This window comes from Burkholderia sp. Ac-20392, assembly GCF_017104585.1.
GTDB classification, from domain to species: Bacteria; Pseudomonadota; Gammaproteobacteria; order Burkholderiales; family Burkholderiaceae; genus Burkholderia; species Burkholderia lata.
Genome location: NZ_JAAGPB010000050.1, coordinates 1 through 14,735, shown reverse-complemented (window position 1 = coordinate 14,735; position 14,735 = coordinate 1). Strand labels below are relative to the sequence as shown.

The following is a 14,735-nucleotide window of genomic DNA, read 5'->3' as shown; positions in this document are numbered from 1 at the left end:
TCAGGCCGGCTGCTGCTGTGTGGTGCAGTGGATGCCGCCGCCGCCCGCGGCGATGCCGTCGATGTTCAGCTGGATGACCTCGCGCCCCGGGAACAGGTCGACGAGCGTGTCGCGCGTATTGCGGTCGGCGCGGCTGTCGCCGAATTGCGGTGCGATCACTGCGCGGTTGCACACGTAGAAGTTGATGTAGCCGGCCGCGAATTCGTCGTTCTCGTATTGATGCCGGACGGACTTCGGGCCCGGCAGCACGACGACTTTCAACGGACGGCCCTTCGCATCGGTCGATTTCCGCAGGATCTCCAGATGCTGCCGCGTCACCGCGTGATCGTACGACGACGGGTCGGTATCGAGCCCCGCCACCACGACGCCCGGGCTCGTGAAGCGTGCATAGAAATCGGTATGCCCGTCGGTGATGTCCTTGCCCGCGATGCCGGGCAGCCAGATGATCTTCTTCAGCCCGAGCAGCCGGCTCAGCTCCGCCTCGCACTGTGCCTGGCTGACGCCCGGATTGCGGTTCGGATTGAGCACGCAGCTGCGCGTGATGATCGCCGTGCCTTCGCCGTCCACCTCGATGCCGCCGCCTTCGAGCACCAGCCGCGTGTCGAGCAGCCGCGCACCGGCGCGCTCCGCCACGAACGGCGCGACTTCCGCGTCCTGGTCGTGCTCCTGCTTGTTGCCCCAGCCGTTGAAATTGAAGCTCACGCCGCCGAGCTGGCCCGACGCGTTCTTCACGAACACGGGCCCCGTGTCGCGCATCCACAGATCGTCGATCGGGTGCTGGACCAGCTCGACCGACGAACCGCACAGCCGCGACGCGATCGCATAGTCCTGCTCGCGCACCAGCATCTTGAGCGGCTCGTGCGCGGCGATCGCCTTCGCGATCGCGGCCAGGTTCGCGCGCGCGACGGGCAACAGCCGCGCGCCCCAGATGTCTTCGCTCGGGCCGAACGCCATCCACGTCGCCGTATGCGGCGCACCCTCGTCCGGCATGTGCCAGGTTGCGCCCTGCTGCGCGTGCGCGGCGCGGCCGAGCAACCCGCCCAGCGCGCTGGCGGCCAGCGCCGCCCCCGATACGGACAGGCCGTGTTTCAACAGTTGACGTCTCGTTGTCATGGCATTCCTCTTTCGCTTGCCGGTTGCTTCGTGTGCTTCGGTTGTTTCAATCGTTCGGTGACTTCGAGATGCGCGGTCACGGCCGCGCCGTCTTGAAGCCGAGCCAGGTCCGGCCTTCCAGACGCATCGCGGCCGGCGATTCGGCGATCGGCGTGAACAGCGTACGCCGCGTCGCCTCGTCCGGATAGATGCCGGGATCGCGCACCAGCGCCGGGTCCATCAGCTTCAGCGCGCCCTGGTTCGCGTTCGCATAGCGCGTCGAATTCGAGATCTTCGCGATCACGTCCGGACGCAGGATGTAGTTGATGAACGCATGCGCGTTGTCCGGATGCTTCGCGGACGCCGGAATGACCATCGCGTCGAACCACATCAGGGTGCCGATCCGCGGAATGTCGTACACGACGTCGCGTTTCGGATCGCGCGCCTTCGCCTTCTGCGCGGCCAGGTTGATCGCGCCGGAGAAGCCGACCGTCACGCACAGCTCGCCGTCGATCAGCTCGTTGGAATCGGACGAATTGACGAACTCGCGGATGAACGGCCGGATCTTCATCAGCATCGCCTGCGCGGCCGCATAGTCCTGCGCGGACGGATGCATCGGATCGCGGCCGATATAGCGCAACGCCAGCGGCAGCACGGTGCTCGCGGAGTCCTGCAGGCCCAGCCCGCACTTCGCGGCGACGCGCGTCGCGATTTCCGGCTTGAACAGCAGGTCGAGGCTGTCGGCCGGCATGTCCTTGCCGAGGATCGCGCGCACCTTGGCACGGTCGTAGCCGACGCCCACGGTGCCCCACATGTACGGCACGCCGTACTGGTTGCCCGGATCGGATTGCGCCATCTGCTTCAGCAGCGACGGATCGAGATACTTCAGGTTCGGCAGCCGGTTCTTGTCGAGCTTGCGAAACACGCCGGCCTGGATCTGCTTGGCCATGAAGTCGTTGGTCGGCCACACGAGGTCGTAGCCGCTGTTGCCGGTCAGCAGCTTCGACTGCAGCGTCTCGTCGCTGTCGTATGCGTCGTAGCGCACCTTGATGCCGGTTTCCTTCTCGAAGCCGGCCAGCGTATCCGGCGCGAAATAATTGCTCCAGTTGTACAGGTTCAGCACCTTCTCTTCATCGGCGCGGGCCGTGCCGGCCAGCACGCACAGCGCGAGGCCCGGCACCGCGAAGCGCAACCATCCTTGCCGTTTCATCGGGCCTCCCTCATCGATAACAGGACGATACGCCGTCGCTGGTCAGCAACGTGCGATACATCTCCGGGCGACGATCGCGGAAAAAGCCCCACGATTGCCGGTCGGCGCGGATCGCGTCGAGATCGAACGTGTGCACGAGCACGGCTTCGTCGGTGCGGTTCGCCTCGGCCCGCTTCTCGCCGGTGTGATCCGCGATGAAGCTCGACCCGTAGAACACACCCGTGAGCCCCTGCTGCTCCGGATTGCCGTTGCCGAAGCCGACTTCACGGCCGATCCGGTTCGCGGCCACCACCGGCACCATGTTGGCCGCCGCGTGGCCCTGCATCGTCCGCTGCCAGTGGCCGGATGAATCGAACGCACTGCTGAACGGCTCCGAGCCGATGATGGTCGGAAAGCACAGGATCTCGGCGCCCATCAGCGCGAGGCTGCGCGCCGTCTCCGGATACCACTGGTCCCAGCAGATGCCGATGCCGATCCGGCCGAAGCGCGTATCCCACACCTTGAAACCGGTGTCGCCCGGCGTGAAATAGAACTTTTCCGTATAACCCGGCCCGTCCGGGATATGCGTCTTGCGATAGACGCCGAGCACGCGCCCGTCGGCGTCCGCGACGGCGATCGAGTTGTACGCGGCATTGCCCGCGCGCTCGAAGAAGCCGATCGGCAGCACGATGCCGAGTTCGCCGGCCAGCGCCGCGAAACGGGCGATCTGCGCGTTGCCTTCGAACGGCTGCGCGTGTTCGAGATGACGCACGTTCTGATCGAGGCAGAAGTACGGCATCGCGAACAGCTCCGGGCACAGCACGAGATTCGCGCCCTGTGCGGCGGCCGCGCGGATCAGGCGCTCCGCGGTGGCCATGTTGTCTTCGAGATTCCAGCTGCCCGACGCCATCTGGACGGCGGCGACGGTGATGTGTTTGGACGGCATTGCGATTGCTCCTCGGTAGGACCGGAAACCGCTGACGAAACGTCGCTCAGTTCGCGACGGACGGCTGTTGCTGCGTCGAACAGTGGATGCTGCCACCGCCGATCGACAGCGTCGGAATCGGCAGCATCTCCACGTTACGCCCCGGGAACGCGCGACTGAATGCCTCGCGCGCGGCCTGATCCTGCTCGACGCCGAACACGGACACGATCACCGCGCCGTTCACCAGAATGTAGTTCGCATAGCAATCGCAGTAGCGCTCGGAGCCGAAGCGTTCGGTGACGATCGGCGACGGCAGGTCGAGCAGTTCGAAGCGGCGCCCCGCCGCATCGGTCGCGAGCTCCAGCGCGCGACGGTTTTCCTGCATCACGTGAAAATAGTCGCCCTGCTCCGGCACCGCGGTCTGGCACAGCATCCGGCCGGGTGCGATGAACGACGCGATGCCGTCCACGTGCCCGTTCGTCTCCACTTCGTCGGGATTGCCCGGCAGCCAAATGATCTTCTCGACGCCCAGCATGCGGCGCAGCTCCGCCTCGATCTCCGCACGGCTCAGGTGCGGATTGCGATTCGGATGCAGCAGGCAGCTCTCGGTCGTGACCAGCGTACCCTGCCCGTCGACGTAAAACGAGCCGCCCTCCAGCACCATGTGCGAATTGAAGATCTCCGCGCCGGCCGCACGGGCAATGTCCTGCCCGGCCTGCTGGCAGCCGTCGTACGGCTGGTACTTCTCGCCCCAGCAGTTGAAGCGGAACACGGCCGCGCCCAGCCCGCGCTGTTCGCTCACGAGGAAGATCGGCCCGCAGTCGCGCAGCCAGTTGTCCTCGGCCGCGACCGGCAGCACGTCGACGCTCGCACCGACCATTTCCCGCGCGGCATCGGCCTGGCTGTGGTGTGCGGCCACCACGCAGCGCTGGTAGCGGGCGATCGTCCGCGCGACCAGCGCGAACTCGCGGCACACCTGCGCGTAATGGCTCCCCCACAGATCCTCGCGATCGTGGAGAACCGGCCATCCGAGCCACGTGGCATCCATGGATTCCCATTCCGCGGGCATCCGGTAACCGCGCTGGCGAGCATCAAAGCGACCCATCATTCCGTCTCCGTTGTGATTGATGGCCGATTGTGCGTCAGGTTAAACTTGATGAATATTGATATTTCTTGGCCAAATTAATCAATTTACCTCATACCTTGATGCAACGCGTTCCGTCCCTGAAACTGCTGACCGGCTTCGAAGCCGCAGCCCGGCTGGGTAATTTCTCGCGCGCGGCCGACGAGCTCCACCTGTCGCAATCGGCGATCAGCCATCAGATCCAGCAGCTCGAAGCGCAGCTCGGGCAGCCGCTGTTCCGCCGGCGCGGTCGCGGCGTCGAACTGACCATCGCCGGCGAGGTCCTGCAGCGCAGCGTGCAGCGCGCGATGGACACGCTGCGCGGCGGCCTCGACCGCATCGCGACCTACCTGAACCCGGGGCTGGTCGTGCTGGTGTGCCCCGCGCCGTTGCTGCACGGCTGGCTGCAGCCGCGCCTCGAGCAGTTGCAGCAGGTTCTGCCCGACCTGTGCCCGCTGCTGTCGACCGACGAAACCGCGCGCTACGTCGACGAGATCGACGTCGACATGACGATCGGCACGCGGCCGATGCTGCAGCCCGGCCTGCTGGATATCCCGTTCATGCGCGACGAATGGGTGACGGTATGCGCGACGCCGCTGGCGGAACAACTCGAACGCGTGCCGCGCGACGAGCACCCGCGGCACGCGGGAGTCATCTGTCTCGAAGCCAGCCTGACCGACGAGCGCCTGGCGACGGTGTTCCGCGAGCGACTGTCGGCATTCCGGATGCATGCGATCTACGACGACCAGCGGCTCGTGCTGGACGCCGTGCTGCGCGGCCGCGGCATCGCCTGCCTGCCGCGCCTCGTCGCGCAGGCGGGCATCGACCAGCGCACCCTGACCGTGCTCGCCGGCTACCCGCGCCTGCCCGGCACCACGTGGTGGCTGTCGCGCATGGAAGGCCCGTCGCGTTCGCCGATCGTCGAGCGGATGTTCGAATGGCTGGTCGAGCAAGGCAGCCTGTCGAGCGCATCCGGTCCGGCGCCCGACCATGCGCCGCCTCCGCCCGCGTAATCGCAAGCCGCAAAAAAAACGTCCCGCTGGCTGGCGGGACGTTCGTCGAACTTCACATGCACACGGCGCAGCCGATCACGGCTCGTGACGCAGATACCCTTCCTTGCTCGGATCGCGCATCCGCCACGACACGATCAGCGAGATCGCGCACAGCACGGTCACGTACCAGTAGAAGGTTTCCTCGCTGCCGATCGACTTGAACCACAGCGCGACGTACTCGGCCGAACCGCCGAAGATTGCGTTCGCAACCGCATACGACAGGCCGACGCCCATCGCGCGCACTTCCGGCGGGAACATCTCGGCCTTGATCAGGCCGCTGATCGACGTGTAGAAGCTGACGATCGCGAGCGCGACGGTGATCAGCACGAATGCGGCGACCGGGCTCGTCACGTCCTTCAGCGCGTGCATCAGCGGCACCGTGCCGATCACCGCGAACGAACCGAACAGGATCATCGACGTGCGGCGGCCGATCTTGTCCGACAGCGCGCCGAACACCGGCTGCATCAGCATGTAGACGAGCAGCGCGACGGTCATCACGTTGCTGGCCGTCTTTGCATGCATGCCGGCCGTGTTCACGAGGTACTTCTGCATGTACGTCGTGAACGTGTAGAAGATCAGCGAGCCGCCGGCCGTGAAGCCGACCACCGTGAAGAACGCGCCCTTGTGCTGCCACACGCCGCGGATCGTGCCCGCGTCTTTCTTGTCGCGCGATGCGGTCGTCGACGTTTCGTCGAGCGACTTGCGCAGGTACAGCGAGATCAGCGCGGCCGCCGCGCCGACCACGAACGGAACGCGCCAGCCCCACGCCTTCAGTTCATCGGCCGACAGCGTCTGCTGCAGGATCACGAGCACGAGCAGCGCGCACAGCTGGCCGCCGATCAGCGTCACGTACTGGAACGACGCGAAGAAGCCGCGGCGGCCTTTCAGCGCCACCTCGCTCATGTAGGTCGCGCTCGTACCGTATTCGCCGCCCACCGACAGCCCCTGGAACAGCCGCGCGACCAGCAGCAGCGCCGGCGCGAGCGCGCCGATCTGCGCATAGGTCGGCAGCACCGCGATCACGAGCGAGCCGCCGCACATCATCAGCACGGAGATCATCATCGCGTTGCGGCGGCCGTGGCGGTCGGCGATGCGACCGAACAGCCAGCCGCCGATCGGACGCATCAGGAAGCCGGCCGCGAACACACCCGCCGTGTTCAGCAGTTGCGTCGTGGTGTTGCCGCTCGGGAAGAATGCCGGCGCGAAGTACAGCGCGCAGAACGAGTAGATGTAGAAGTCGAACCACTCGACGAGGTTGCCCGACGAGGCGCCGACGATGGCGAACACGCGCCGCCGGGTGTCATGCGCGGACAGCGCAGCTTGGTCGGTCTGGACGTCCATGGATTGGTCAGTTCCTTTTAGTGCTTTCTGGGCGAGACGGCGAGAGCCGCCGCGTACGATCACACGTGGCACCGGTTCCGGCGCACGGCGCTACGGGATTTTAGCGAAATGTAAAGTAACAGGCTCTCCGGGTTCGTCCGGATGTAGAAAATTTTTCTCTTGCCATGCGTTCGTCATATGAAAACGCCAGCCGCAAGGCTGGCGTCCGATGCAAACTTTCCGCGGGCGATGTTCAGATCCGCACCTCCGGCGGCACGTAGCGGCACTCGTAGCGCTTGCGCACGGTGCCGGCCTCATCGACGCTTTCCAGGAACACGTCGAATTGCCAGAGCCGCGCCATGTGCTTGAGCACCTCGTCGCTGTCGTTCGACAGGTGGCGGTTGTCGGTCATGAAGTGGCGCAGCGTGAGGCTGCGGTCGCCGCGCGTGTTCACTGCCCACACCTGGATGTTCGGCTCGCGGTGATGGATGTCGTACTGCCGCGACAGCGCCTGCCGCACGTACTGATAGCCCGAATCGTCGTGGATCGCCGACACCTCCAGCGAATCGCGCATGTCGTCGTCGAGCACCGAGAAGAGCCGCATGTCGCGAATCAGGCTCGGCGACAGATACTGTGCAATGAAGCTCTCGTCCTTGAAGTTGCGCATCGCGTAGTGCATCGCCGGCAGCCACGGGGTGCCCGCGATCTCCGGAAACCACTTGTAGTCTTCTTCCGTCGGCGCTTCGCAGATCCGCCGGATGTCGCTCATCATCGAGAAGCCGAGCGCATACGGGTTGATCCCGCTGTAGTACGGTTTCGTGACGGGCGGCTGGTAGACCACGTTGCTGTGCGAGTGCAGGAACTCCATCATGAAGCCGTCTTCCAGCTTCCCCTGGTTGTACAGCGTGTTCAGCAGCGTGTAGTGCCAGAACGTCGCCCAGCCTTCGTTCATCACCTGCGTCTGCCGCTGCGGGTAGAAATACTGGCCGATCTTGCGCACGATGCGGATCACTTCCCGCTCCCACGGTTCGAGCAGCGGTGCATTCTTCTCGGCGAAATACAGCAGGTTCTCCTGCGGCTCGGGCGGATAGCGGTCTTCCTGCTCCTCCATCAGCTCGGGCTTCTTGCCCGGCAGCGTGCGCCACAGTTCATTTACCTGCGACTGCAGGTACGCCTCGCGCTCGCGCCGCAACGCGGATTCCTTCGACAGCGAAGGCTTCTGCGGCCGCTTGTAGCGGTCGACGCCGTAGTTCATCAGCGCATGGCACGAATCGAGCAGTTCCTCGACGCGATCGAGGCCGTAGCGCTCCTCGCATTCCGCGACGTAGTTCTTCGCGTACACGAGATAGTCGATGATCGCGTGCGCGTCGGTCCACAGCCGGAACAGGTAGTTGCCCTTGAAGAACGAGTTGTGCCCGTACGCCGCGTGCGCGATGACGAGTGCCTGCATCGTCATCGTGTTCTCTTCCATCAGGTACGCGATGCACGGGTTCGAGTTGATGACGATTTCGTACGCGAGCCCCATCTGGCCGCGACGGTAGCTCTTCTCGGTCGACAGGAAGTGCTTGCCGAACGACCAGTGACGGTAGTTGACGGGCATCCCGACCGACGCGTACGCGTCCATCATCTGCTCGGCGCTGATCAGTTCGAGCTGGATCGGGTAGATGTCGAGCTCGTATTGTTCGGCGACCTGCGAGATGTGCGTGTCGTATTCCTCGAGCAGTTCGAACGTCCAGTCGGACGGGCACGGCAGCGGCTTGCGTTCGGCAACGTTCATACGCGCTTCCTTTTGCCCTGGGCCGGGCAAGTCGGCGGCCGGCGGCGGCGGTTCGGCCTGCCCGCGTTGCTGCGATGCGGCAGGGCCGGCCGTGTCGTCGCCGGAAGGGCGCGGCGCATAGCCGCGCGACTCGTTGTGCAGATGGCGGGTCGTCATGACATTTCCACCTGCTTTTCGAACAATTCGCGAAACACCGGGTAGATGTCGGCAGCCGATTCCACTTTTTTCATCGCGAGATGCGGCTGCGACAAGGCCAGTTGCGCGTATTCCAGCCACAGGTTCTGCTCTTCCGGCGCGACCTGGATATACGCGAAGTAACGCGTCTTCGTGAGGATATCCTCTTCCAGGATTTTGCGACACTTGGGTGAATCGTCGGTCCAGTTGTCGCCGTCGGATGCCTGCGCGCCGTAGATGTTCCACTCGGTCGGCGAGTAGCGCTCGTTCATCACCTTGCGCATCAGCTCGAGCGCACTCGACACCACCGTGCCGCCGCTCTCGGTCGAATGGAAGAAGGTGTCTTCGTCGACTTCCTCGGCACGCGTGTGGTGACGGATGAACACGACCTCGATGCGCTCGTAGTTCCGTTTGAGGAACAGGTACAGCAGGATGAAGAAGCGCTTCGACAGATCCTTGCGCTGCTCGTCCATCGAGCCCGATACGTCCATCAGGCAGAACATCACGGCCTGGCTCGACGGTTGCGGCTGCTTCACGCGGTTGATGTAGCGCAGGTCGAACGGATCGATGAACGGAATCCGCCAGATGCGCCCCTTCAGGTGATGGATCTCGGCCTCGAGCACCGCGATCTCCGCGCGCCGGTCTTCCGGATCGCTCTTCATCGCCTCGAGCTGCGCTTCGAGTTCGCGCAGCTCGTTGACGAGCGGCGAGCCGAGCGCGATGCGACGCCCGAGCGCGCTGCGCAGCGAACGCACGACGTCGATGTTGTTCGGCGTGCCTTCCGCCGACCAGCCCGCGCGCACGTTCTTCCAGCTCGGCACCGTCAGCAGGTGCGTCTTCACGAGGCGCGGCAGTTCGAGATCGTCGAAGAAGTACTGCATGAACTCGTCACGCGACAACTCGAACACGAAATCGTCCTGCCCTTCGCCCTCGTTGCTCGCCTGACTGCCCCCGCCGCCCGAGCCACCCTGCGGACGCGGGATCTTGTCGCCGCGCACGTAGTCCTCGTTGCCGGGGTGCACGTATTCACGACGTCCGCCAGGGGCGTGCCGAAAATTCGGCTCCGCGATGTCCTTGCGCGGGATCGTGATGCTCTGCGTGCTCTGGATATCCTTGATGCTACGGTCGCGCACCGCATCGGACACGGCACGACGAATGTAGTTCTTGACGCGACGCAGAAAGCGTTCGCGGTTGGCGATACTCTTGTTCTTGCCGGCCAGCCTGCGGTCGATGATTTGATGAAGCACTCCCGGTCTCCCGCTCGAAAGTCGATATGCCGGGACGCTCGCCGCACATGCCGTCTCCCGTCATGCGGGCGGCGTCTCTGAAAGCGCCCGTACGGCGACACCGTACGGGCGCGGTACCGCGCGCGTCATGACGACTTGCGCACGCGCAGGTACCAGTCGCAAAGCAGCCTCACCTGCTTCGGCGTATAGCCCTTCGCGACCATCCGGTTCACAAAGTCCTCATGCTTGCGCTGCTCCTCCGCCGAACCCTTGGCGTTGAACGAAATCACCGGCAACAGTTCCTCGGTGTTCGAGAACATCTTCTTCTCGATCACGACGCGCAACTTCTCGTAGCTCGTCCACACGGGGTTCTTGCCGGCATTCGCCGCCCGTGCACGCAACACGAAGTTCACGATCTCGTTGCGGTAATCCTTCGGATTACTGATGCCAGCCGGCTTCTCGATCTTCTCCAGCTCCGCGTTCAGCGCGGCGCGGTCGAAGCTCTCGCCCGTATCGTGATCGCGGAATTCCTGATCCTGGATCCAGAAGTCCGCATACGTGACGTAGCGGTCGAAGATGTTCTGGCCATACTCCGAATACGACTCGAGGTAGGCCGTCTGGATCTCCTTGCCGATGAATTCCGCGTAGCGCGACGCGAGCACGTCCTTCACGAAGGACAGGTACTTCTGCTCGGTTTCCGGCGGGAACTGCTCGCGTTCGATCTGCTGTTCGAGCACGTACATCAGGTGCACGGGGTTGGCCGCGACCTCGCTCGAATCGAAGTTGAACACGCGCGACAGGATCTTGAACGCGAAGCGTGTCGACACGCCCGTCATCCCTTCGTCCACGCCCGCGTAATCGCGGTACTCCTGATACGACTTCGCCTTCGGATCGGTGTCCTTGAGGTTTTCGCCGTCATACACCTGCATCTTCGAGAACAGGCTCGAATTCTCCGGTTCGTGCAGGCGCGACAGCACCGAGAACTGCGACATCATCTTCAGCGTGCCCGGCGCGCAGACGGCCTCGGCCAGCGACGAGTTGCGGATCAGCTTCTCGTAGATCTTGGTCTCTTCCGAAACGCGCAGGCAGTACGGCACCTTCACGACGAAGATCCGGTCGAGCAGTGCCTCGTTGTTGCGGTTGTTGCGGAACGCCTTCCACTCCGACTCGTTCGAGTGCGCGAGGATGATCCCGTCGAACGGAATCGCGCCGAAGCCCTCGGTGCCCTTGAAGTTGCCTTCCTGCGTGGCGGTGAGCAGCGGGTGCAGCACCTTGATCGGCGCCTTGAACATTTCGACGAACTCGAGCAGGCCCTGGTTCGCCAGGCACAGGCCGCCCGAGTAGCTGTACGCGTCGGCGTCGTCCTGCGCGTACTGTTCGAGCTTGCGGATATCGACCTTGCCGACCAGCGACGAGATGTCCTGGTTGTTCTCGTCACCCGGCTCCGTCTTCGCGATGCCGACCTGCCGCAGGATCGACGGATAGCGGCGCACCACGCGGAACTGGCGGATATCGCCGTTGTATTCGTGCAGCCGCTTGACGGCCCACGGACTCAGGATGTTCTTCAGGTAGCGGCGCGGAATGCCGTACTGTTCTTCAAGGATCGGGCCGTCTTCGTCGTAGTCGAACAGCCCGAGCGGCGATTCGTTGACGGGCGAACCCTTCAGCGAATAGAACGGCACGCGTTCCATCAGTTGCTTCAGACGCTCGGCGATCGACGACTTGCCGCCGCCCACCGGGCCAAGCAGATAGAGGATCTGCTTCTTCTCTTCGAGCCCTTGCGCAGCGTGGCGGAAGTAGGCGACCACCTGCTCGATCACCTCCTCCATTCCGTAGAACTCACGGAATGCGGGATAGACCTTGATGACCTTGTTCGCAAAGATCCGCGACAAACGCGGGTCGTTGCGGGTATCGATGTGTTCAGGTTCCCCGATTGCTTCCAGCATGCGTTCACCAGCCGTCGCGTACGCGGATGGATCGTTCTTGCAGAGCGCGAGATACTCCTCCAGCGAGAGCTCTTCCTCTCGCGTTTTTTCGAAGCGGTTCGCGAAGCTGCTGTAAATATCCATGCTACCTCCCTCGCCTGAGTCTGAAGACGTGCCTGCCTTCGTACGACTGCGCAGAAGCAAGCGCGTTCGAATTCATCCTAAACCCTTTCTTATTTTTTTTCACGAACTCTTCGTATGAAGTTCGTCATTCTCGACAACACCGCTTGGACAACACATTTCGTCGTTTTACAATCGATCTCCCGAGCCGCAGAAACTGCATCCGGCGCGTCTCGTCGAACGACGGAACGTCTTGTGTGTTGGACACATCCGACGTCGTCACTTCTCCCCTTCATCCCTATACGTTTGAGCGGTCGTTTTCGACGACACGTTGCGCGCGCCGTTACAAATTTTTTTCGCAGTGCCCTTACGGAGATACCCGTACGACGGATGCGGGAACTTCACATGCGCCTGTGTTCGCATGCGTCGATGCAGGTCACGCGATGCACGCGACGATGCACGATCGTCATTCATGCACGTCGCCTGTCACATTTTTCCAAGGCGGAAACGACGACGCCCGCATGTCGCGGGCGTCGTTCGTCACCAAATGGGGATAGATGCGCGGCACGCGCGAATCAGAAGGTTTCCCAGTCGTCCGAGTCAGCAGTAGCGGCCGTTTGCGCCGGTGCAGCGGAAGCAGCGACGGGCTTGCGCACCGGCGCCGCTGCGGCTGCGCGTTTCGGCGGTGCATCGCGATCGTCGCGTGCAGCCGCCTGGACGGGCGCGGCAACCGTTGCGGCGAGCGCACGCGGCGCGTGACGCACCGCAGCCGGCGCCACGGCGCCCGGGCGTGCCGTGTCTTCATTGAGCTGGAATACCGCTGCCGTTTCACGCAGGCGCCCGGCCTGTTCGTCGAGCGATTGCGCGGCAGCCGCGGCTTCCTCGACGAGCGCCGCATTCTGCTGCGTGACTTCGTCCATCTGCGCGACCGCGCGCGCCACCTGGTCGATCCCGCCGCTCTGCTCCTCGGACGCCGCCGCGATCTCACCCATGATGTCGGTCACGCGCTGCACCGCACCGATCACGTCGCTCATCGTGCGCCCTGCTTCGTCGACCAGCGTGGAACCCGACCGGATGCGCTCCACCGACGCGTCGATCAGCACCTTGATCTCCTTGGCCGCGGTCGACGAACGCTGCGCCAGGCTGCGCACCTCGCCCGCGACGACCGCGAAACCGCGGCCTTCCTCGCCTGCCCGCGCAGCTTCGACTGCGGCATTCAGCGCAAGAATGTTGGTCTGGAACGCGATTCCTTCGATGATCGCAATGATGTCCGCGATCTTTGCCGAGCTGTCGTTGATCTCGCCCATCGTGCCGACCACCTGGCCGACCACCGTATTGCCCTTGTTTGCAATCTCCGACGCATTCGCGGCCAGCGAACTCGCCTGGCGTGCATTGTCCGCGTTCTGTTTCACGGTGCCGGTCAGCTGCTCCATGCTCGACGCGGTTTCCTGCAGCGCCGCGGCCTGTTCCTCGGTGCGCGACGACAGGTCGATGTTGCCGGCCGCAATCTGGCGCGCCGCGGTCGCGATCGACTCGCTGCCGCCGCGCACGGTGCGTACCGTGTCGACGAGCCCGCGCTGCATCTTGCCGAGGCCCTCGAGAAGCTGGCCCATCTCGTCACGCCGGTCCACGACGATCGGGCGGCGCAGGTCGCCGGCGGCAATGGCGTCGAAATGCGCGAGCGCGTCGGCAATCGGGCGGCCGATCGCGCGGTTCAGCGTCAGCCACGACACGACCGCGGCGCCGAAGCCGGCCAACAGCGTGACGATCGCCAGCACGCGCAGCGTGTCGTACGCCGATTCCGCGTGATCGAAGCCGGCTTGCGCATCGGTGAACTGGAAGTTGCGCAGCGCCTCGCTCGCCGTCGCGAGGTCGTTGAAGCTCGCCTGGAGCCGCTTCGCGCCGTCGCCGATCCGGTCGGCCTGATTCGCCCCGACCACGCTCGCGAACGCGTCGCACTCGCGCTGCAACGCTTGCCGCTTCGCGGCGACGTCCTGGGCAAGCCGGTCTTCCTCCGGGCCGCGCGGCAACGCGAGGTATTTCTGCCACCACGCGTCGGACTGCGCGCGCATCGCGCGGCTTCGCTCGACTGCGGCAGCCGCGTCGGGCGTACCGGCCAGAAGCGCCGCACGGTCGAGCGCCAGGCGTTCGCGCGCGGCGTAGATATCGGCCACCGACACGTCGACCGCGCTCGGCATCTGGTTCGTGAAAATTTCGCGCGTCGTATCGTTCGCGCGTGTCATTCCGTACACGCCGAGCCCGCCGATCACACCCAGGAGCACCGCCAGAAACGCCATCGTGAAACCGATGCGCGCACGAATCGTCAGGTTTTTGAACACCATCATCCTTCCTGTGTTGCGTCGTGATGGACGGGACAGGCCCGTCGCTTCGAAGCATTGCTTCTCCCGATGCATTTACGACCATGCACCGCACAACTTGATGGTGTTTCCGCTATTTTTTCGAATTATTCGTCTGTTTATTACAAATAGCTAAATGAATAATGCACGTTCCAGCGTGTACTGGAAGCCAAGTGACGGGAGGCGCTCCGCTGCCGGCGAGCGTCGCGGATACGCGGCCGGCCGTCGTTGGCGACGAGCCGGCCGCGATGCATGATCTGGCCCTATCCGGCCAGTTCGGCAAGCGTTGGAATCGACGGTTGCGCGCCCGCGCGCGTGACCGACAGCGCCGCTGCGCGTTGCGCGAAGCGGATGGCCGCGTCGACGTCCGCGCCGGCCGCGAGCCGTGCGGAAAAACCGCCGATGAAGGTATCGCCAGCTGCCGTCGTGTCGACGGCCTGCACGGCCGGCGCCGG

At 64.2% G+C, this 14,735-nt stretch carries 11 protein-coding genes; 1 reads left to right on the top strand and 10 read right to left on the bottom strand.

The features are described from left to right. From G3N99_RS09705 to G3N99_RS09690, 4 genes are all read right to left on the bottom strand, one after another. Nucleotides 1-1,113: an agmatine deiminase family protein gene (locus tag G3N99_RS09705; protein ID WP_174934245.1), complete on the bottom strand. Its 1,113-nt coding sequence runs from the start codon at nucleotides 1,111-1,113 to the stop codon at nucleotides 1-3. 76 nt (nucleotides 1,114-1,189) lie between these two features. Further along, nucleotides 1,190-2,302 carry a polyamine ABC transporter substrate-binding protein gene (locus tag G3N99_RS09700; protein WP_241011560.1) on the bottom strand — a complete coding sequence of 371 codons (1,113 nt, stop codon included), beginning with the start codon at nucleotides 2,300-2,302 and terminating at the stop codon, nucleotides 1,190-1,192. Nucleotides 2,303-2,312: 10 nt separating this feature from the next. Then, nucleotides 2,313-3,227, bottom strand: coding sequence for an N-carbamoylputrescine amidase (aguB, locus tag G3N99_RS09695; protein WP_174934246.1), 915 nt, complete (start codon nucleotides 3,225-3,227; stop codon nucleotides 2,313-2,315). 46 nt (nucleotides 3,228-3,273) lie between these two features. After that, a complete protein-coding gene (locus tag G3N99_RS09690; protein ID WP_277396348.1) occupies nucleotides 3,274-4,275 on the bottom strand; it encodes an agmatine deiminase family protein in 1,002 nt (333 codons plus the stop codon). Between the two features lie 137 nt (nucleotides 4,276-4,412). Here G3N99_RS09690 and G3N99_RS09685 point away from each other — a divergent pair, with 137 nt between their 5' ends. After that, nucleotides 4,413-5,342, top strand: coding sequence for a LysR family transcriptional regulator (locus G3N99_RS09685; RefSeq protein WP_174936889.1), 930 nt, complete (start codon nucleotides 4,413-4,415; stop codon nucleotides 5,340-5,342). Between the two features lie 75 nt (nucleotides 5,343-5,417). Here G3N99_RS09685 and G3N99_RS09680 read toward each other — a convergent pair whose 3' ends face one another. From G3N99_RS09680 to G3N99_RS09655, 6 genes are all read right to left on the bottom strand, one after another. Beyond that, a complete protein-coding gene (locus G3N99_RS09680; protein ID WP_174934250.1) occupies nucleotides 5,418-6,722 on the bottom strand; it encodes an MFS family transporter in 1,305 nt (434 codons plus the stop codon). Between the two features lie 232 nt (nucleotides 6,723-6,954). After that, on the bottom strand, nucleotides 6,955-8,634 hold the full coding sequence (locus tag G3N99_RS09675) for a SpoVR family protein (protein ID WP_174936887.1): 1,680 nt from the start codon (nucleotides 8,632-8,634) through the stop codon (nucleotides 6,955-6,957). Beyond that, nucleotides 8,631-9,899, bottom strand: a complete 1,269-nt coding sequence (locus tag G3N99_RS09670; RefSeq protein ID WP_039358726.1) for a YeaH/YhbH family protein — start codon at nucleotides 9,897-9,899, stop codon at nucleotides 8,631-8,633. Before G3N99_RS09670 ends, G3N99_RS09675 begins: the two co-directional genes overlap by 4 nt. 125 nt (nucleotides 9,900-10,024) lie before the next feature. Then, nucleotides 10,025-11,947, bottom strand: a complete 1,923-nt coding sequence (locus tag G3N99_RS09665) for a PrkA family serine protein kinase (RefSeq protein ID WP_011351905.1) — start codon at nucleotides 11,945-11,947, stop codon at nucleotides 10,025-10,027. A 551-nt stretch (nucleotides 11,948-12,498) separates the two neighbouring features. Continuing rightward, nucleotides 12,499-14,265 (bottom strand): methyl-accepting chemotaxis protein, encoded by a 1,767-nt coding sequence (locus G3N99_RS09660; RefSeq protein ID WP_206122255.1) that lies wholly within the window; start codon nucleotides 14,263-14,265, stop codon nucleotides 12,499-12,501. 278 nt (nucleotides 14,266-14,543) lie between these two features. Beyond that, nucleotides 14,544-14,735 (bottom strand): PfkB family carbohydrate kinase (locus G3N99_RS09655; protein ID WP_241011558.1); only part of this gene is annotated, 192 nt, incomplete at its 5' end.

Bases quoted from the DNA above. Each gene is read 5' to 3' on its own strand.
- G3N99_RS09665 (WP_011351905.1), bottom strand. From the start codon at position 11,947: ATGGATATTTACAGCAGCTTCGCGAACCGCTTCGAAAAAACGCGAGAG.
- G3N99_RS09690 (WP_277396348.1), bottom strand. From the start codon at position 4,275: ATGCCCGCGGAATGGGAATCCATGGATGCCACGTGGCTCGGATGGCCG.
- G3N99_RS09680 (WP_174934250.1), bottom strand. From the start codon at position 6,722: ATGGACGTCCAGACCGACCAAGCTGCGCTGTCCGCGCATGACACCCGG.
- G3N99_RS09660 (WP_206122255.1), bottom strand. From the start codon at position 14,265: ATGGTGTTCAAAAACCTGACGATTCGTGCGCGCATCGGTTTCACGATG.
- aguB (WP_174934246.1), bottom strand. From the start codon at position 3,227: ATGCCGTCCAAACACATCACCGTCGCCGCCGTCCAGATGGCGTCGGGC.
- G3N99_RS09675 (WP_174936887.1), bottom strand. From the start codon at position 8,634: ATGACGACCCGCCATCTGCACAACGAGTCGCGCGGCTATGCGCCGCGC.
- G3N99_RS09705 (WP_174934245.1), bottom strand. From the start codon at position 1,113: ATGACAACGAGACGTCAACTGTTGAAACACGGCCTGTCCGTATCGGGG.
- G3N99_RS09685 (WP_174936889.1), top strand. From the start codon at position 4,413: ATGCAACGCGTTCCGTCCCTGAAACTGCTGACCGGCTTCGAAGCCGCA.
- G3N99_RS09700 (WP_241011560.1), bottom strand. From the start codon at position 2,302: ATGAAACGGCAAGGATGGTTGCGCTTCGCGGTGCCGGGCCTCGCGCTG.